The organism is Microbacterium sp. bgisy189, assembly GCF_057707225.1.
The window spans coordinates 57,237-74,220 of the sequence record NZ_JBYIPT010000007.1; the positions used below are offsets into that span (position 1 = coordinate 57,237).

A 16,984-nucleotide genomic window follows, 5' to 3' on the forward strand; every position below is an offset into this window, starting at 1 on the left:
TGGCCGCAATGCACGGTGCTGTCGTTGGGAGGGCTTACCCTCGGAGTACGCATCGGGGGGTGCGTATCGCATGGCGAGGGGGTGTGAGGTGACGCAGGCGGGTTCCCAGTCGGTGACGCGCGCAGCAGGCGTCGCGCACCCGTCCGCTCCCATCCCGGTGCAGGGTCCGCCGCTCGGCGAGTCGATCCGTGTCGCGTTGGGCGAGTCGGGGGTCTCCGTCTTCCCCCTCATCCTCGGGGGCGCCGAGTTCGGCTGGCACGTCGACATGGCCGCGGCGCACCGGATTCTGGACGCCTATCGCGAGCAGGGCGGCAACGCCGTCTTCACCTCCGACGGGTTCTCGTCGGGGCGCAGCGAGCACATCATCGGCCGCTGGGTGCGCGACCGCGGGCAGCGTGACGACCTCGTGATCGGTGTTCGCGTCGGGTCGCACCCCGACAACCCGGGGCTGGGCTCGGTCAACCTCATCCGCGCTGTCGAAGCATCGCTCACGCGCTTGCGAACCGATCGCATCGATGTGCTCTCCCTCGATGCCACGAGCGATTCGACCACGTCGCTCGAAGACACGCTCGCGACGGCCGAGTGGCTCGTCGAGGCCGGAAAGGTGCGTGCCCTCGGCGCGTTCGGTCACACCGCGGCGCAGCTCGTCGAGGCGCGCATTCTGGCATCCGCCGGGTATCCGCGTCTGACGGTGCTCGACGTGCCGTACAACGTGCTGCGGCGGCGCGAGCTCGACGGTGACCTCAAGCTCGTCGCCGGTGCGCAGGGCATCGCGGTCACGCCGTCGCAGGCACTCGAACACGGCTACCTCTCGGGTCTGCTGCGCTCTCGCGCGGCGGCCGGTCAGTCGGTGCGCGGTGCGCAGCTGGCGGCCAGCATGAATCGACGCGGTGCCCGTGTGCTACGCGCACTCGACCGGGTCGGTGCCGAACTGTCGATCCCGACGGCCGCGGTGGCGATCGCGTGGCTGCTCGCGCAGCGCATCGTGACGGCACCCATCGTGAGCGCGTACGCCGTCGACCACATCGAAGAACTCGTGCAGGGTGTGGGCGCGAAGCTCAGCCGCGCGCACATGGCCGAGATCGAGCGGGCAGCCGTCTGAGGCAGGCAGCCGGTGTCGCTGGGCTGACGTAGGCTGGGGGTGCCCGACAGCGCCGACCTCGACGAAGCGAGCAGAATCCCCATGACGCACTATCTGTACCTGGTGCGCCATGGAGAGCACCTCGACGCCGAGCACGGCCTCGAAGACGGGCCGCTGTCGCCGCGCGGCAGGCGGCAGGCCGCGCTGCTGGCGGATCGCCTGTCGGGCGTGCCATTGAGCAGTGTCTGGCATTCGCCCCTCGAGCGGGCCGCAGAGACTGCGCGGGCGGTGTCGGAGCGGCTTCCGGCGCTCACGCCTCAGCCGTCGGCACTGCTGTTCGATTGCCTGCCGACGGGCATGACTGCCGACACCCCGTCCGCGTACGAGCCGTTCTTCGGCAGCTATACCGACGCCGACGCCGATGCCGGCAGCGCGCAGATGGGTGACGCCGTCGCGGAGTTCCTGGCGCGCAAACCCGACGCCCATGAGTTGCTCATCACGCACAACTTCGTGATCGCCTGGTTCGTGCGCGAGGTGCTCGACGCGCCGTCCTGGCGCTGGCTGACCATCAACCAGGCCCATTGCGGATTGACGGTGCTCGCCCAGCGACCGGGCCGGCCGTGGACGGTCGTGACCCACAACGACCTCTCGCACCTGCCGGTCGAACTGCGCACCGGCCTGCCCGAGCTGCCGCCGGTCTGACCGTGTCGCATCCGCCGGCAGAGGTGCACACCACCGCGGCAGACGTCAACCGGCTGCTGGCGGCACAGCATCCACGCCTGCGCGCGCCCGTGCGGTTGGTCTCGCACGGGTGGGACAACGACATGTTCCGGCTCGGCGACGACCTCGCAGTGCGACTGCCCCGGCGGGCGGCGGCCGCGCAGCTCATCGCGCACGAGCAGCGCTGGCTGCCCGAGCTTGCGGCCGTGCTGCCCGTGCGGGTGCCGGCGCCGGTGGCGGTCGGCGTGCCCGACGGGTCGTTCCCGTGGCACTGGAGCGTCGTGCCGTGGTTTCCGGGCGAGCGCGCCACCGATGTCGACGCCGCGGTGAGGGATGCCGTCGCCGAGCAGCTCGCCGGGTTCCTGAACGCCCTGCACCGCCCGGCGCCTGCCGACGCGCCGACCAATCCGTACCGCGGCGTGCCGCTGGCGGCCAGAGCCGAGGCGGTCGATGCGCGGATGCAGCAGCATCCGGCGCTGGCAGCCGTGTGGCAGACGGCGCTCGCCGCACCCGAATGGTCGGGAGATGCCCTCTGGGTCCACGGTGACCTGCACCTGGGCAACCTGCTCCTGCAAGAAGGGGCGCTCGCCGCGGTTCTCGACTTCGGCGATGTCTGCGCCGGCGACCCTGCGTGCGACCTCGCGGTCGCCTGGTACGCCTTCACCCCGGCGGGTCGCGCCCGCTTCCGTTCGGCACTCAGCCCCGTCCACGACGACGCGATGTGGCAGCGGTCCCGCGGGTGGGCCGCCGCCATCGCCACGTTGCTCGCGGACTCCGGTGATCGGGGCCTCGCCCGCATGGCCGCCCACACAACCGCACAGTTGGTGGCCTGACCGCTCGCGGCTCGGGTGGCGCAGGTCAGGTGAGCGGCTTGCCGTACCAGCGGGTCGCGTTGGGGTTGGTGTTGTAGGGCTCGATCGCGGTGAAGCCGGAGCGGGCGTATAGCCCGCCCGCGGCCTCGAGGGTGTGGTGGGTGTCGAGCACCAGCTCGGCGGCATCCCATGCGCGGGCGCGCGCCTCGAGTTCGTCGAGCAGCAGTCGCCCCCATCCGCGGCCGCGGGTCTCGGGCCGCAGGTAGAGGTGCTTCACTTCGTAGCGGATGCCGGCAGGGCCGTGGTCGATCCGACGGATGCCGCCGCAGCCGACGTCGCGCCCGTCCTCATCGACCACGACGAGGAACACCCCTGCCGGCGCTTCGAACATCGCGGCGCTCGGATACGTGGGGGAGTAGGTGCCGCCGGGAAAGGACTCGGCACGGATGCCGAAGTACTCGTCCAGCAGTGCCTTCGCTCGCGGGCTGTCAGCGGGCGCGGATGCGAGGGTCACCATGCGACTGAGCCTACGCCCGTGCACCGTGCCGCTCGGACCGCAGTATCGGACCGCCGCAGGGGGCCGCCGCATTAGGCTGGAGGCATGACGACGACAGTGGCGCTCGTGGGCGCGAGCGGCAAGCTCGGTCGCATCATCCATGCGGTCATCGACGCAGAAGACGGCTTCGAGGTCACCCGCACCCTCGGTTCGGGCAGCGACCTGGCCGAGCTCGACGGCGTCGACCTCGTCGTCGACGCGTCCACCCCGGCCGTCTCTGGTGACGTCGTGCGCGCCGCCACCGAACGGGGCATCAACGTGCTCGTCGGCACCTCCGGGTGGTCCGCGGAGCGCATCGCCGGCATCCGCTCCGCCGTGGCCGCGGCCGAGACCGGAGTCGTCTTCGTCCCCAACTTCTCCATCGGCTCGGTGCTCGGCAGTGCGCTCGCAGCAGCGGCGGCGCCGTTCTTCCCGTCGATCGAGATCATCGAGGCCCACCGCGAAACGAAGATCGATTCGCCCAGTGGCACTGCAGTGCGCACGGCCGAGATGATCGCCGCCGCCCGCGCCGACGCCGGCCCCGTCGAGTCGCCCCACGTCGACCAGCGTGCCCGCGGGCAGCAGGTCGCGAGCGTGCCGATCCACTCGCTGCGCCGCCCGGGCGTCGTCGCGAAGCAAGAGGTCATCGCCTCGGGTCCGGGGGAGTCGCTCAGTATCGTGCACGACACGATCGACCCTGCCCGCGCCTACGCCCCCGGCATCCGCATCGCGCTCGCCGCAGCGCGCGACGCCCGCGGTGTGTCGGTCGGCCTCGACAGCTTCATCGACATCGGCATCCGCATCCCCAAGCCCGGGGTCGACAAGCCCGTCGCCGAGGGCGGTGTGCCGGGTCAGGTCGCGCGCGCCACGGGCGCATGAGCGCACGCGTCGGCGTCGTCGTCATGACGGCGATCCTCGCGCTCTACCTCGTGCTGATCGGGCAGCGAGCGTGGCTGCTGCTGACCTCGGGGGATGCCGTTGCCATCACGATGGGCGTCGCGCTCGTCGTCATTCCGATCATCGGTGCGTGGGCGGTCGGGCGTGAGCTGCTGTTCGGCGTGCAGGCCGAGAAGCTCGCCCGCCGGCTCGAAGCCGAAGACGCACTGCCGACCGAGCAGATCGACGTGCGCACGAGCGGCAGGCCGCTGCGCGACCAGGCCGACCAGTTGTTCCCCGCCTACCGTGCCGACGTCGAGCAGCATCCCGAGGATTGGCGGGCCTGGTTCCGGCTCAGCCTCGCCTACGACGGGGCGGGCGACCGCAAGCGCGCCCGCGAAGCCGCGAGGCGGGCGATCAAGCTGGCCCGCGGCTGACGCGCCTCGGGGTTCAGGCCGGGACGACGGCCGCGATCGCGTCTTCGACCGATGGATGCTCGAACACGAAGCCGCTGTCGGCCAGGGCGGTCGGGACCACGTGCATGTCGCTCGTGAGCAGCGCCTCGGTGGCGTCGCGTCCGAGCGCGAGCTTCATGCCCCACACCGGTGCGGGCAGGACGTAGGGACGGTTCATCCGCATTGCGAGGGCGAGGCCCATGTCGTTCGCGGTCGCGCGCACGGGACCCGACAGGTTCACCGCGCCCGTGAGGCCCGCGTCGATGACGTGGCGGATCGCGCGGACCTCATCGACGAGCGAGATCCACGGCCACACCTGTGTGCCGCGTCCGATCCGCCCCGACACCCCGAACCGGGTAAGGAGCATCAACGGTTTCAGGACGCCGTCAGGATGCACGACGGGAGCCGTGCGCAGGTGAGCCACGCGCGATCCGGCGCCGCGGGCCGCCGCCTCCCACTCGCCGCACAGGTCCGCGAGGAACGAATCGCCCTGCGGGGCGTCCTCGGTCAACTCGACGCCCGGCGCCGACGGGTAGTAGCCGACGGCGGACGCGCACACGAACTGCGGGGCGTCGTCGCCGAGCGCGCGTAGGGCGGTCGCGAGGGTGCGCGTCGGGGCGATGCGCGACCACAGCAGTTCGTGCTTGTAGCGGTGGGTCCACGGAAAGCGGCCGATGCTGGCGCCGTTGAGGCAGACGACGGCGCGTGCGCCGCGCAGCACGTCGGGGTCGAGGTCCCTGTCGCCAGGGGCCCAGGCGACCTCATCGTCCGCGATCGGGTCGCGGCGCACGAGCTTGGTGACCACAACGCCGTCGGCGGCGAGGGAGTCCGCGAGCGCGCCGCCGATGAGGCCGGACGCGCCCGCGATGACGATCCTGGGTTCAGGCAAGCGTCGCCTCGAGGGTGATCTCGATGCCGGTGAGCGCGGCGGAGACGGGGCAGCCGGTCTTCGCCTCATTCGCGATGCGTGCGAAGTCGTCGGCCGACAGGCCCGGCACGACCGCGTTCACGTTGAGGTGCGACCCCGTGATCCCGGTGCCGGGGATGAAGGTGACCGATGCGGTCGTCTCGACACGCTCCGGCGGGGTGCCGTTGCCAGCGAGTGCATGCGAGAGCGCCATGCTGAAGCACGAGCTGTGCGCGGCGGCCAGCAGCTCTTCGGGCGTCGTCACCGATGCGGAGCCCTCGCTGCGGGCCTGCCAGTTGACGGCAAGCGGGCCCTGGTTCGAGCTCTCGAGGGCGATTTCGCCCGATCCTTCGATGAGGCTGCCCTTCCAGGTGGTGCTGGCTTCGCTCGTGACGCTCATGTGTGCCCTCCTCGGCGTTGTCCGGGCGCGGATGCGCTCCTGTCACGAGCCTAGACGGCGGTCACCGGCGGCGGAACGGGTCAGGCCGGACGGGCGCGTCCAACGAGGCCGACGCGCTGCAGCAGCAGCCACATCTGGCAGCCGAGGCACAGGCCGAAGACGGCGTTGAGGAAGGCGGCGACGAACGCGATGCCGGCCGCGACGGGCACGGTAAGGGGCACGCCGGCCAGGTGCAGGATGACGCCGAGCCCGGTGACGAACAGGCCCACACCCTGGGCGAACCGCGGCGGGCGGGGGTCTTCGAGTTCGGTGGGCGGGGCGAGTCGCGGCTGCACGAGGGTGCGGTACAGCACACCCCACGGTGCGGTGCGGGGCGAGGCGACGCCCCAGACGAACAGCAGCGCGACCGCGAGCAGCAGCAGGAATCCGGGATCGAGCAGACGCACCGTGAACGGCACGGCCGAGACCGCCCAGGTGCCCGGCGTGAACGTCGAGTCGGTGAGCGGCTGGTATGCGAACCAGCCGAATGATGCGGGTTCGCCCTCCAATCCGATCCACCACGCGCCGCGCGCGGCACTCAGGCCGGTGAGACCGAGCACGACCGTCACGGCGAGCAGGAGCGCGGTGATGCCGGCCACGAACCGGGGACCGCGGGGGTCGATCTTGCCGATCTCAGGCATGGACGCTCCCCGCGGTGATCCGGCTCAACTCGAGTTCGACGACATCCCGGCCGGGTGTCCCGCCGAACCGGGTCTGGATGACGCCGTCGCGGTCGAGGATGAAGGTGGTCGGCGTCTGCAGCACATGGAAGTGCTTGGCGATGTCGGGGCGCTCCGTCAGGTCGACGTCCAGGTGCAGCACGCCGTCGCGCTGGTCCGCGATCTGCGCGAGCATGCGGTGCATGCCGGGGCAGCGGCTGCAGGTCTCCGTGCTGAACTGCAGCAGCGTCGCCTCGTGGCCCAGCACCGTCGCGCCGAGCCGGCGCGGATCGACGATCTCACCCGAGACCTGCCGGCGAGCCCGGTTCTGCAGCCGCAGCGACAACACGCCGATGCCCGCCGTGGCCACGAGCAGGCCGGCGAGCACGAGGAGGGCGTCGACGAGGTTCACAACCGGACAGCCTAACCCGGACCGGCCGGGTGATCGCTGTGTGACGCCGGCCGCGTAACATGCGCACGGACCGCCGTGATGTCGGCTGCCGCGGGTAGCCTGGATGCCATGACCGACGCCGCGATCATCCCCACTCCCTACGAGGATCTGCTGCGGGAGGTGCTGGCATCCGGCACGCACAAGGACGACCGCACCGGCACGGGCACGACGAGCGTGTTCGGTCGTCAGATCCGCTTCGATCTGTCGCAGGGATTCCCGCTCATCACCACCAAGCGCGTGCACCTCAAGTCGGTCGTCTACGAACTGCTCTGGTTCCTGCGCGGTGAATCCAATGTGCAGTGGCTGCAGGAGCACGGCGTCACCATCTGGGATGAGTGGGCCGATGCCGACGGTGAACTCGGCCCGGTGTACGGCGTGCAATGGCGTTCGTGGCCGACGTCGTCGGGCGAGCAGATCGACCAGATCGCGCAGGTCGTGGAACAGATCCGGGCCAACCCCGACTCGCGTCGTTTGCTGGTGTCGGCGTGGAACCCCGCTGACATCCCCGACATGGCGCTCGCACCCTGCCACGCGATGTTCCAGTTCTACGTCGCCGACGGCAAGCTGTCGTGCCAGCTCTACCAGCGCAGTGCGGACATGTTCCTCGGGGTGCCCTTCAACATCGCCTCCTACGCGCTGCTGACCTTGATGATCGCGCAGCAGACGGGACTCGAGCCCGGCGACTTCGTGTGGACCGGTGGCGATTGCCACATCTACGACAATCACCTCGAACAGGTCCAAGAACAGCTCAGCCGCGACCCGTACCCGTATCCGACCCTGCGCTTCGCGCGCACACCCGAGTCGATCTTCGACTACACCTTCGACGACGTCGTGGTCGAGAACTACCAGCACCACCCCGCGATCCGCGCGGCCGTCGCCGTATGAGCCGGATCGGCCTGATCTGGGCCGAGGCGCGTGGCGGTGTCATCGGTGCGCGCGGCGGCATGCCGTGGCACGTGCCCGAAGACCTTGCGCACTTCAAGCGGACGACCCTCGATGCGCCCGTGATCATGGGGCGACGCACGTGGGAGTCGTTCCCCGAGCGATTCCGGCCGCTTCCCGGACGGCGGAATATCGTCGTCACGCGATCGGATGCGTGGCAGGCCGACGGCGCAGAGCGCGCGGCATCCCTCGACGACGCCCTCGCCCTCACCGCAGGCGCCGAGACCGTCTGGATCATCGGGGGAGGGATGCTGTACCGCGAGGCGATCGGCCGCGCCGACGTGCTGGTGGTCACCGAACTCGACCTACAGGTCGACGGCGACACCACAGCCCCGGGCCGTGAGGGCTTCGCCGTGGCGTCGGTCGATCCGGGCGACGGGTGGCACGTCTCGCGCACCGGTGTGCCGTACCGCATCCTCACGCTCGTCCGCCCCTGAACTCGTCCACCCCTGAGGAGGCCGCATGCCGAAGACCGCGCTGATCACCGGAGCCAGCTCTGGTCTGGGTGCCGAGTTCGCCCGCCAACTCGCCGCACGTGGAGCCGACGTCGTGCTCGTCGCCCGCGACCGCGCCGCGCTGGACGACATCGCCGAGCGCATCCGCAGCGACCATCGCGTGCAGGTCGAGGTGCTGCCCGCCGACCTGGTCACCACCGAGGGCCTGGATGCCGTCGCCGCACGCCTGACCGACCCGACGCGTCCGATCGGCGTGCTCGTCAACAACGCGGGCTTCGGCCTCGATCTCGACTTCGCGCGCAACGACATCGCCGACGAGGAACGACACCTCGACCTCCACGTGCGGGCGACGATGCGGCTGACCCACGCGGCCCTCGGCGCGATGCTCGAGCGGGGCCGAGGTCGCATCCTCAACGTCGCATCGGTCGCGGCTTTCCTGCCGCGCGGCACGTACGGCGCTGTGAAGATGTGGATTGTCTCGTTCAGCCGGTGGGCCAACGCCGAATACGCCGCGCGCGGCGTCACGACGACCGCGGTGTGCCCCGGTTTCACCCACACGAACTTCCACGAGCGCATGGGGCTCGCACCCGGCAAAGAGGGCATCCCCGGCCCGATGTGGCTCGACGCCCGCGACGTCGTGGCCGAGGCCCTCTCCGACGCCGCCCGCGGCAAGCCGGTCTCCATCCCCTCGACCCGTTACAAGGTGCTCGTCGCCGTCGCCCGCCTGCTCCCGAACGGCCTCGCCACCCGCCTCGCCAAAACCGGCCGCTGATCCCGCCAGTTCGCGCCGGTCGACGATGCCCTCATCATCCACGACTGGCCGACCGTCGAGCGGGCGATCCTCGCGCGCCTCGGTCGCCTTCGGCGTACCAGTCGTCGGAATGGTGGGGTTGGTGTCGTTCTCTGAGTCGCGACGGGTGACATCCGCCACACCGTTCCGACGACCGGCCCGGTCGCACCCCGGCCGCGCCGGGACGAACCGTCGCTTGTCGCGCATCCCCGACGGCACCGGGCGCACAGCGCGAACCGATAGCCTGAACGCATGACGCACACGAGCAACCCCTTCGGACAGGTACTCGTCGCGCTCGTCACCCCGATGACGGCCGACGGCGAGGTCGACTGGCCCGCCGTCGAGAAGCACATCGACAATGTGATCACCGGCGGGGCGGACGGCATCGTCGTCACCGGCACGACGGGCGAGACGAGCACGTTGACGGATGCCGAGAAGCTCAAGCTCGTCGAGGTCGGCAAGAGCGTCTCGGCCGGCCGCGCCAAGATCATCACCGGCGGCGGCTCGAACGAGACCGCGCACGCCATCGAGCTCTACAAGGCGAGCGAGAAGGCCGGCGCCGACGGTATCATGATCGTCACGCCGTATTACAACAAACCCACCCAGGCCGGCATCCTGACGCACTTCCGCCTCGTCGCCGACGCCACCGACCTGCCGGTCATCCTCTACGACATCCCCGGTCGCACCGGTGTGCCGATCAAGTACGAGACGATCCTGCGTCTCGCGAAGCACCCGAACATCCTCGCCGTGAAGGACGCCAAGGGCGACTTCAGTGAGGTCAGTCGCGTGCTCAACCAGACCGACCTGATGTACTTCTCCGGCGACGACGCGAACGTGCTGCCGCACCTCGCGATCGGCGCGACCGGCATGATCGGCGTCACGGCCAACATCACCGCTGCGCCGTACCGCGTCATCGTCGATGCCGTCAACCGCGGCGATCTGGCGACGGCGACGGCCGCGCACAAGCAGCTCGAGCCCCTGGTGCGCGCGGTGATGACGCACGTGCCGGGCACCGTCAGCGCGAAGTACATCCTGCACGGCCTCGGCCGTATCTCGAGCCCCCGCGTGCGCCTGCCGCTGGTGGGCCCGGAGGAGTGGGAGGCCGCGATCATCGAGGACGAGCTCGCACTCGTGCAGGGGATCGCCGGCGCCGACTTCTCCAACTTCCGCCCCGACCGCAATGCGGCCGCCGGCGGTGCCCTCCCGAAGGTGCACGGCACGACCCGCTGACCCGTCGGACGAACGACAACCGAACAATGGATGCCGCAGACGGCATCCCCAGGAGGCATGCCATGCCCACCACCGTGTACGACCCGCCCGCGCTCGAAGCGGGCACACTCCGCGTGACCCCCCTCGGCGGGCTCGGGGAGGTCGGCCGCAACATGACCGTCTTCGAGTACGAGGGAAAGCTCCTCATCGTCGACTGCGGCGTGTTGTTCCCCGAGGAGCACCAGCCGGGCGTCGACTTGATCCTGCCCGACTTCGAACCGCTGAAGGACCGGCTCGACGACATCGTCGGCGTCGTGCTCACCCACGGTCACGAGGACCACATCGGCGCGGTTCCGTATCTGCTCAAGATGAAGGGGGACATCCCCCTCATCGGATCGGGACTGACGCTCGCGCTCATCGAGGCGAAGCTCAAGGAGCATCGCATCAAGGCGTACACGCTGACGGTGAGCGAGGGCAACGGCGAGAAGGTCGGACCGTTCGACCTCGAGTTCGTGGCGGTCAACCACTCGATCCCCGACGCGCTCGCCGTCGCGATCCGCACGCCCGCCGGGCTCGTGCTCGCCACCGGCGACTTCAAGATGGATCAGCTGCCGCTCGACGGTCGCCTCACCGATCTGCGCGCATTCTCCCGCCTCGGCGAAGAGGGCGTCGACCTGTTCCTCGTGGACTCCACGAACGCCGACGTCCCCGGGTTCACGCCGTTGGAGCGTTCGATCGGGCCGGTGCTCGACCAGGTGATCGGCAAGGCGCCGCGCCGCGTGATCGTCGCGAGCTTCTCGAGTCACGTGCACCGCGTGCAGCAGGTCATCGACGCAGCGCACGCGCACGGACGCCGGCTCGCGTTCCTCGGCCGCAGCATGGTGCGCAACATGACGATCGCCGAAGACCTCGGCTATCTCAACGTGCCCGACGGCGTGCTGATCGACTACAAGAAGGCCAAGGACCTCCCTGACGACAAGATCGTCTACATGTCGACGGGTTCGCAGGGCGAGCCGATGGCCGTCCTCAGCCGGATGGCGAACCTCGATCACGCGATCGAGCCGGGGGAGGGCGACACCGTCATCCTCGCCTCGAGCCTCATCCCGGGCAACGAGAACGCCGTGTACCGCGTGATCGACGGGCTCACCAAGCTCGGCGCCAACGTCGTGCACAAGGGCAACGCGAAGGTGCACGTCTCCGGCCATGCCGCGGCCGGAGAGCTGCTGTACTGCTACAACATCCTGAAACCCCGCAACGTCCTGCCCGTGCACGGCGAGTACCGCCATCTGATGGCCAACGCCAAGCTCGCGCAAGACACCGGCATCCCCGCCGAGCGCACGATCCTCGGCGAGAACGGCACCGTCGTCGACCTCAAGGACGGCGTCGCGACCGTGGTCGGCCAACTCGACCTCGGCTTCGTCTACGTCGACGGTTCGACCGTCGGCGAGATCACGGATGCCGACCTCAAGGACCGCCGGATCCTCGGCGAAGAGGGGTTCATCTCCGTCATCGTCGTCGTCGATGCGGCGACCGGTCGGGTCATCACCGGCCCCGAGATCCACGCCCGCGGCTTCGCGGAGGACGACAAGGTGTTCGACGCGGTCAAGCCGAAGATCGCCGCCGCGCTCGCCGAGGCGGCCGGCAACGGTGTCCGCGACAACCACGCGCTCTCGCAGATCGTGCGCCGCACGATCGGCCGCTGGGTGAACCAGTCACTGCGTCGCCGGCCGATGATCGTGCCGCTCGTCATCGAGGCGTAACACCGCATCACTACACTCTGGCCATGAGTCAGATCGCGCTGCGGGCCGCAACGCAGGTCGACGGCGCCTTCCTCGCAGACATGGTCCTGGAGGCGGCGACCTGGCGACCCGGCGCGGCCCGTTCGCGTCACGAGGTGATCAGCGATCCCGACCACAGCCGCTACCTCGCGGGGTGGATGCGGCCGAGCGATGCCGGATTCATCGCGACCGCCGGTGGCCAGCCGATCGGTGCCGCCTGGTATCGCATGCTGCCGCGTACCGACCCCGGGTTCGGGTACGTCGGCACGGGGGTGCCGGAGCTCATCATCGGCGTGCGGCCGATCTGGCGCTCTCACGGTGTGGGGCGGGTGCTGCTGCAGGCGCTGTGCGAACACGCCGGGGAACGCGGGTACGGGCGCATCAGTCTGTCGGTGGAGCGAGGCAACTTCGCGCGAACCCTGTATCGCAGCGAGGGGTTCGCGGTCGTCCGCAGCGGCATCGGACGCGACACGATGGTCAAACGGCTGAGCTGACGCGAGGCGGCCGCGTGTGGGCCGAACGCCGCGTCAATCCGCGGAAATGTCACACCTCGCGCCTACCGTGGAGGAATGGCCAGGAGCACCAGTCCGACCTCGAGCTCGCGCGCGTCCGCGAAGAGCTCGTCGTCGCGCGCGAAGAAACCGGCACCGGCCCCCAAGCGATACGTCGATCATGTCGACAAGCCGCCTGTCATCGTCCGCGCCTGGCTCGGTCTTGCGCACGGGGTCGGCGGCATGTTCCGCACGTTCGGTCCCGAGAGTCTCGAGAAGGACCAGCGCCGCGACGGGTTCCCGTTCCTCCTGGTGCTCCTCGCAGTCGCGGGAGCGGTCGTCGAATGGTTCCTCATCGGCACCGAGGTCGGCACGAACATCTCGGCGTATTCGGTCGGCGCGCTCGTCGGCCGCGAGGCGTTCATCCTCCCGGTGCTCCTCCTGATCCTCGCTGGCTGGCTGTTCCGGCATCCCGCCTCCGTGCACGACAACGGCCGAATCGGCATCGGGTTCGGCCTGTTCGTGCTGACGATCGCAGGCTTCTGCCACGTGGTCGGCGGGCGTCCGCAGCCGAAGGGCGGGCTGCCTGCACTGAGCGAAGCCGGCGGCCAGTTCGGGTGGATGGTCGGCGAACCGCTCGCCATGCTGACCGAGGTCGTCGCCTGCATCATCCTGGGCCTGCTGGCGGTGCTCAGCATCCTCATCATCACCAAGACGCCTCCGAACCGCATCGGCGCGCGGCTGGGAGATCTGTACGCCTGGATGTTCGGCACCGAGCGCGTCGAGCGCGAAGCGGCCGATGCGACGTCGGTGTCCTTCTCGAAGGACGACGACGAGAAGGATCCGGGACTGCCGTGGTGGCGCCGCACGAAGTCGGGTCGCGAGGAGGAGGAAGACGGCACGCTCGGCTCCGACGACCTCACGGCGCTGTTGACGCCGTCGTCCGACGGCAGCTTCGAGCAGGCCGTCACGACTCCGGTTCCCGCCCAGGACGCGCCGACCGAGATCATCGACCCGCGGGTGGTCGAGGGCGCCAAGCGTGCTGCCCGCAAGGCCGACACCGGCATCCGCGAGGACGCCGTCGAGCAGTCCGACGACGAGTTCCTGCCCGGTCTCTCCGGGCTCGGCAGCGACCACGACGGCCGGCCGCCGTCCGCGCCGTACCGACTTCCCGCGGTGAACGCCCTGTCGGAGGGCACGCCGCACAAGGCGCGCTCCGAGGCCAACGACGCCGTCGTGCGCGCCATCACCGGTGTGTTCGACCAGTTCGGCGTGGATGCCAAGGTCACCGGCTTCTCGCGCGGCCCGACCGTCACGCAGTACGAGATCGCCGTCGGCCACGGCGTCAAGGTCGAGCGCATCACGGCGCTGACCAACAACATCGCGTACGCCGTGGCATCGAACGAGGTCCGCATCCTCGCGCCGATCCCCGGTAAGAGCGCGATCGGCGTCGAGATCCCGAACACCGACCGTGAGATCGTCACGCTCGGCGACGTGCTCCGCTCGCCGGCGGCGACCGGGTCGACCCATCCGATGACGATCGGTGTCGGCAAGGACGTGGGAGGCGGGTTCGTCATCGCGAACCTCGCCAAGATGCCGCACCTGCTCGTGGCCGGTTCCACGGGCTCCGGAAAGTCGAGCTTCGTGAACTCGATGATCACGAGCCTCCTCATGCGTGCCAAGCCGTCCGAGGTGCGCATGGTGCTCATCGACCCCAAGCGGGTCGAGCTCACCAGCTACGCCGGTGTGCCGCACCTGATCACCCCCATCATCACGAATCCCAAGAAGGCCGCCGAGGCGCTGCAGTGGGTCGTGAAGGAGATGGACATGCGGTACGACGACCTCGCGTCGTTCGGGTTCCGCCACATCGACGACTTCAACAAGGCCGTCGTGGCCGGTGAGATCAACCTCCCGGTCGGCAGCGAACGGGTGCTCAAGCCGTACCCCTACCTGCTGGTGGTCGTCGACGAGCTCGCCGACCTCATGATGGTCGCCCCTCGCGATGTCGAGGATTCGATCGTGCGCATCACGCAGCTCGCGCGTGCCTCGGGCATCCACCTGGTGCTCGCGACCCAGCGACCCTCGGTCGATGTCGTCACGGGCCTCATCAAGGCCAATGTGCCCTCCCGTCTCGCATTCGCCGTCACCAGCGTCACCGACTCGCGCGTCATCCTCGACCAGCCCGGCGCCGACCGGCTCATCGGCCAGGGCGACGGGTTGTTCCTGCCGATGGGGGCGTCGAAGGCACTGCGCGTGCAGGGTGCGTGGGTTGCCGAGCCCGAGATCGAGAAGGTCGTCGCGCACGTCAAGAACCAGGCGCGGCCCGAGTACCGCAAGGACGTCGAAGCGGTCGTGGAGAAGCGCGAGATCGATGCCGACATCGGCGACGACCTCGAACTGCTGCTGGCAGCGGCCGAGCAGATCATCTCGACGCAGTTCGGTTCCACGTCGATGCTGCAGCGCAAGCTCCGCGTCGGGTTCGCCAAGGCGGGGCGGCTCATGGACCTGCTCGAGTCCCGCGAGATCGTCGGCCCGTCCGAAGGATCGAAGGCGCGTGACGTGCTCGTCACGCCCGACGAATTGCCGGCCGTGCTCGCGCGCCTGCGGGGCGAACCGGAACCGGCCTCGGCACCCGCCGCCGCGGACGGCCAGGGCGACGGATACGGCCCCGACGCGGTCGATGCCCAGTTCGACGGCCTCGAAGTGGTCGACGGCGACGACGACTCCGAGGACGCATGGGGCCTCACCGGGCGCGACTGACGTCGCCGCCGCGCACTGAGTAGGCTCGATCCGTGGCGATTCCCCGGCAACTGCCAAACACGATCACGATCGTGCGCATCCTGTGCGCCCCGGTCTTCGTCTGGATGCTGCTCGCCGACGCGGGCGCCGACGGTGCGCTGCGCTGGTGGGCGGCGATGCTGTTCATCGTCGCGATCGCGACCGACGGCATCGACGGGTATCTCGCGCGCAGGTACGAGATCGTCACCGACCTCGGCAAGCTGCTCGATCCGATCGCCGACAAGGCGCTCACGGGTTGCGCGTTCGTGTGCCTGTCGATCCTCGGCGAGTTGCCGTGGTGGATCACGATCGTCGTGCTGGTGCGCGAGATCGGGATCACCGTGCACCGGCTCGCGGTCGCCAGCGACCACGTCGTCGCCGCTGCCTGGATGGGCAAACTGAAGACACTCGCGCAGGCGGTCGCGCTCTCGCTGGCGCTCCTGCCGCTGTGGACGGTCGTCGGCGACTGGATCCATGTGGTCAACGTTGTCGCGATGACGATCGCCGTGGCGCTCACCGTCGCCAGCGGCATCGACTACGTCGTCACCGAGGTGCGCGGCGCACGCTCGGCACGCGGGCCCCGCGCATGAGGCGTGAGATGCCCGCGAGCGACCTCCCGGAGGAGCTGGAGAGCACGCTCGTCTCTGCGGTACGCCGCACCGATCCGGAGCGCCTCGTCGCGCGGCTGAAGGAACTGGGCTGGACGATCGGTGTCGCGGAGTCGCTCACCGGAGGCCTCCTGGTCGCATCCATCGTCTCGGTCGCCGGCGCGAGTTCGGTGCTGCGCGGGGGAGTTGTCGCGTACGCGACCGATGTGAAGCAGAGCATCCTCGGTGTCGACGAGACATTGCTCGAGGCGCACGGGCCCGTGCATCCTCGCGTGGCGCGGCAGATGGCCGACGGCGTGCGCCGTGCGCTCGGGCAGGGTGGTGTCCCGACCGACGTGGGCGTCGCGACGACGGGCATCGCGGGACCGCTGTCTCCGGACGGGCAGCCGGTGGGCACGGTGCACGTGGCCGTGTCGACGCCGCTGGGATCGCGTGTCGAGTCGCTGTTGCTCGCGGGCGATCGCGAGCAGATCCGAGCCGAGGCGGTCGCCCGCTCGCTACGGCTGATCATCGACGCACTGTGATCCGGGAATACCGGCTGTTTCGGCTCGGTTACGTCTCAGTGATTCCCACCCGTTCCACAGCACCCGAGGTCTAGGGTGAGGATCACATCCGGTACTGTTGTCCACCCGGACACGTGCGTGATTGACCGAGGAGGGAGCCCGACATGATCCTGGTTCGTCAAGAGATCGGCGATGTCCTGCGCGACTTCCGCCTCCAGAAGGGCCGCACCCTGCGTCAGGTCGCGGGGCGCGCAAGCGTCGCGCTCGGCTACCTCAGCGAGGTGGAGCGCGGTCAGAAAGAGGCCTCGAGTGAGATCCTCGCGGCCGTGGCCGAGGCGCTCGACGTGCCGATCTCGGCCGTCATGCGTGAGGTCGGCGACCGCATCTCCGTGCTCGAGGGACTGCAGACCTTCCCCGACGTCGTGCCCGACGACCTCGCGGGTCTCGGCGACGACCTCGTCGCTCCCGAGCTCTCGTTGCACTGAGTCGGCACGG

The 16,984-nt window shown here is 69.7% G+C and carries 20 protein-coding genes; 15 read left to right on the forward strand and 5 right to left on the reverse strand.

Features of this window, described 5'->3' with window-relative positions:
- Window positions 1–70 precede the first annotated feature (70 nt).
- The 3 genes from AC3ENX_RS10150 to AC3ENX_RS10160 all read left to right on the forward strand — a co-directional run bounded on the left by AC3ENX_RS10150 (window position 71) and on the right by AC3ENX_RS10160 (window position 2,634).
- Complete coding sequence (locus tag AC3ENX_RS10150) at window positions 71–1,102, forward strand: aldo/keto reductase (RefSeq protein WP_488184911.1); 1,032 nt, start codon at window positions 71–73, stop codon at window positions 1,100–1,102.
- An 81-nt stretch (window positions 1,103–1,183) separates the two neighbouring features.
- On the forward strand, window positions 1,184–1,783 hold the full coding sequence (locus AC3ENX_RS10155; protein ID WP_434811766.1) for a histidine phosphatase family protein: 600 nt from the start codon (window positions 1,184–1,186) through the stop codon (window positions 1,781–1,783).
- A 2-nt stretch (window positions 1,784–1,785) separates the two neighbouring features.
- Window positions 1,786–2,634: an aminoglycoside phosphotransferase family protein gene (locus AC3ENX_RS10160; RefSeq protein ID WP_434811767.1), complete on the forward strand. Its 849-nt coding sequence runs from the start codon at window positions 1,786–1,788 to the stop codon at window positions 2,632–2,634.
- 25 nt (window positions 2,635–2,659) lie between these two features.
- Here AC3ENX_RS10160 and AC3ENX_RS10165 read toward each other — a convergent pair whose 3' ends face one another.
- Window positions 2,660–3,130 carry a GNAT family N-acetyltransferase gene (locus AC3ENX_RS10165; protein WP_434811768.1) on the reverse strand — a complete coding sequence of 157 codons (471 nt, stop codon included), beginning with the start codon at window positions 3,128–3,130 and terminating at the stop codon, window positions 2,660–2,662.
- Window positions 3,131–3,214: 84 nt separating this feature from the next.
- Here AC3ENX_RS10165 and dapB point away from each other — a divergent pair, with 84 nt between their 5' ends.
- Window positions 3,215–4,027 (forward strand): 4-hydroxy-tetrahydrodipicolinate reductase, encoded by an 813-nt coding sequence (dapB, locus tag AC3ENX_RS10170; protein ID WP_434811769.1) that lies wholly within the window; start codon window positions 3,215–3,217, stop codon window positions 4,025–4,027.
- Window positions 4,024–4,461, forward strand: a complete 438-nt coding sequence (locus tag AC3ENX_RS10175) for a hypothetical protein (protein WP_434811770.1) — start codon at window positions 4,024–4,026, stop codon at window positions 4,459–4,461. Before dapB ends, AC3ENX_RS10175 begins: the two co-directional genes overlap by 4 nt.
- 13 nt (window positions 4,462–4,474) lie before the next feature.
- Here AC3ENX_RS10175 and AC3ENX_RS10180 read toward each other — a convergent pair whose 3' ends face one another.
- The 4 genes from AC3ENX_RS10180 to AC3ENX_RS10195 form a co-directional block, all read right to left on the reverse strand.
- Window positions 4,475–5,368 (reverse strand): TIGR01777 family oxidoreductase, encoded by an 894-nt coding sequence (locus AC3ENX_RS10180; RefSeq protein WP_434811771.1) that lies wholly within the window; start codon window positions 5,366–5,368, stop codon window positions 4,475–4,477.
- Complete coding sequence (locus AC3ENX_RS10185) at window positions 5,361–5,786, reverse strand: OsmC family peroxiredoxin (RefSeq protein WP_434811772.1); 426 nt, start codon at window positions 5,784–5,786, stop codon at window positions 5,361–5,363. Before AC3ENX_RS10185 ends, AC3ENX_RS10180 begins: the two co-directional genes overlap by 8 nt.
- Window positions 5,787–5,866: 80 nt before the next feature.
- Entirely contained in the window at window positions 5,867–6,466 is a 600-nt protein-coding gene (locus tag AC3ENX_RS10190) for a DUF4395 domain-containing protein (protein ID WP_434811773.1), read from the reverse strand.
- Window positions 6,459–6,896, reverse strand: a complete 438-nt coding sequence (locus AC3ENX_RS10195) for a TlpA family protein disulfide reductase (protein ID WP_434811774.1) — start codon at window positions 6,894–6,896, stop codon at window positions 6,459–6,461. Before AC3ENX_RS10195 ends, AC3ENX_RS10190 begins: the two co-directional genes overlap by 8 nt.
- Before the next feature lie 108 nt (window positions 6,897–7,004).
- On the opposite strand from AC3ENX_RS10195, the gene AC3ENX_RS10200 reads away from it, so the two are divergent.
- From AC3ENX_RS10200 to AC3ENX_RS10245, 10 genes are all read left to right on the forward strand, one after another.
- Window positions 7,005–7,820 carry a thymidylate synthase gene (locus tag AC3ENX_RS10200; protein ID WP_434811775.1) on the forward strand — a complete coding sequence of 272 codons (816 nt, stop codon included), beginning with the start codon at window positions 7,005–7,007 and terminating at the stop codon, window positions 7,818–7,820.
- On the forward strand, window positions 7,817–8,314 hold the full coding sequence (locus AC3ENX_RS10205) for a dihydrofolate reductase (protein ID WP_434811776.1): 498 nt from the start codon (window positions 7,817–7,819) through the stop codon (window positions 8,312–8,314). The genes AC3ENX_RS10200 and AC3ENX_RS10205 overlap by 4 nt, the downstream gene beginning before the upstream one ends.
- A 25-nt stretch (window positions 8,315–8,339) precedes the next feature.
- On the forward strand, window positions 8,340–9,104 hold the full coding sequence (locus tag AC3ENX_RS10210) for an SDR family NAD(P)-dependent oxidoreductase (protein ID WP_434811777.1): 765 nt from the start codon (window positions 8,340–8,342) through the stop codon (window positions 9,102–9,104).
- A 270-nt stretch (window positions 9,105–9,374) separates the two neighbouring features.
- A complete protein-coding gene (gene dapA / locus AC3ENX_RS10215; RefSeq protein WP_434811778.1) occupies window positions 9,375–10,352 on the forward strand; it encodes a 4-hydroxy-tetrahydrodipicolinate synthase in 978 nt (325 codons plus the stop codon).
- Window positions 10,353–10,414: 62 nt separating this feature from the next.
- A complete protein-coding gene (locus AC3ENX_RS10220) occupies window positions 10,415–12,091 on the forward strand; it encodes a ribonuclease J (RefSeq protein WP_434811779.1) in 1,677 nt (558 codons plus the stop codon).
- A gap of 23 nt (window positions 12,092–12,114) precedes the next feature.
- Complete coding sequence (locus tag AC3ENX_RS10225; RefSeq protein ID WP_434811780.1) at window positions 12,115–12,603, forward strand: GNAT family N-acetyltransferase; 489 nt, start codon at window positions 12,115–12,117, stop codon at window positions 12,601–12,603.
- A 75-nt stretch (window positions 12,604–12,678) separates the two neighbouring features.
- Entirely contained in the window at window positions 12,679–15,360 is a 2,682-nt protein-coding gene (locus tag AC3ENX_RS10230) for an FtsK/SpoIIIE family DNA translocase (RefSeq protein ID WP_434811781.1), read from the forward strand.
- A gap of 32 nt (window positions 15,361–15,392) precedes the next feature.
- A complete protein-coding gene (gene pgsA / locus AC3ENX_RS10235) occupies window positions 15,393–15,968 on the forward strand; it encodes a CDP-diacylglycerol--glycerol-3-phosphate 3-phosphatidyltransferase (RefSeq protein WP_434811782.1) in 576 nt (191 codons plus the stop codon).
- An 8-nt stretch (window positions 15,969–15,976) separates the two neighbouring features.
- A complete protein-coding gene (locus AC3ENX_RS10240; protein ID WP_434811783.1) occupies window positions 15,977–16,510 on the forward strand; it encodes a CinA family protein in 534 nt (177 codons plus the stop codon).
- A 143-nt stretch (window positions 16,511–16,653) separates the two neighbouring features.
- Window positions 16,654–16,974 carry a helix-turn-helix domain-containing protein gene (locus AC3ENX_RS10245; RefSeq protein ID WP_434811784.1) on the forward strand — a complete coding sequence of 107 codons (321 nt, stop codon included), beginning with the start codon at window positions 16,654–16,656 and terminating at the stop codon, window positions 16,972–16,974.
- Window positions 16,975–16,984: the final 10 nt, after the last annotated feature.

Coding starts and splice junctions, on each gene's coding strand:
- AC3ENX_RS10150 (WP_488184911.1), top strand. CDS start 71: ATGGCGAGGGGGTGTGAGGTGACGCAGGCGGGTTCCCAGTCGGTGACG.
- AC3ENX_RS10155 (WP_434811766.1), top strand. CDS start 1,184: ATGACGCACTATCTGTACCTGGTGCGCCATGGAGAGCACCTCGACGCC.
- AC3ENX_RS10165 (WP_434811768.1), bottom strand. CDS start 3,130: ATGGTGACCCTCGCATCCGCGCCCGCTGACAGCCCGCGAGCGAAGGCA.
- dapB (WP_434811769.1), top strand. CDS start 3,215: ATGACGACGACAGTGGCGCTCGTGGGCGCGAGCGGCAAGCTCGGTCGC.
- AC3ENX_RS10175 (WP_434811770.1), top strand. CDS start 4,024: ATGAGCGCACGCGTCGGCGTCGTCGTCATGACGGCGATCCTCGCGCTC.
- AC3ENX_RS10185 (WP_434811772.1), bottom strand. CDS start 5,786: ATGAGCGTCACGAGCGAAGCCAGCACCACCTGGAAGGGCAGCCTCATC.
- AC3ENX_RS10190 (WP_434811773.1), bottom strand. CDS start 6,466: ATGCCTGAGATCGGCAAGATCGACCCCCGCGGTCCCCGGTTCGTGGCC.
- AC3ENX_RS10200 (WP_434811775.1), top strand. CDS start 7,005: ATGACCGACGCCGCGATCATCCCCACTCCCTACGAGGATCTGCTGCGG.
- AC3ENX_RS10205 (WP_434811776.1), top strand. CDS start 7,817: ATGAGCCGGATCGGCCTGATCTGGGCCGAGGCGCGTGGCGGTGTCATC.
- AC3ENX_RS10210 (WP_434811777.1), top strand. CDS start 8,340: ATGCCGAAGACCGCGCTGATCACCGGAGCCAGCTCTGGTCTGGGTGCC.
- dapA (WP_434811778.1), top strand. CDS start 9,375: ATGACGCACACGAGCAACCCCTTCGGACAGGTACTCGTCGCGCTCGTC.
- AC3ENX_RS10220 (WP_434811779.1), top strand. CDS start 10,415: ATGCCCACCACCGTGTACGACCCGCCCGCGCTCGAAGCGGGCACACTC.
- AC3ENX_RS10225 (WP_434811780.1), top strand. CDS start 12,115: ATGAGTCAGATCGCGCTGCGGGCCGCAACGCAGGTCGACGGCGCCTTC.
- AC3ENX_RS10230 (WP_434811781.1), top strand. CDS start 12,679: ATGGCCAGGAGCACCAGTCCGACCTCGAGCTCGCGCGCGTCCGCGAAG.
- AC3ENX_RS10240 (WP_434811783.1), top strand. CDS start 15,977: ATGCCCGCGAGCGACCTCCCGGAGGAGCTGGAGAGCACGCTCGTCTCT.
- AC3ENX_RS10245 (WP_434811784.1), top strand. CDS start 16,654: ATGATCCTGGTTCGTCAAGAGATCGGCGATGTCCTGCGCGACTTCCGC.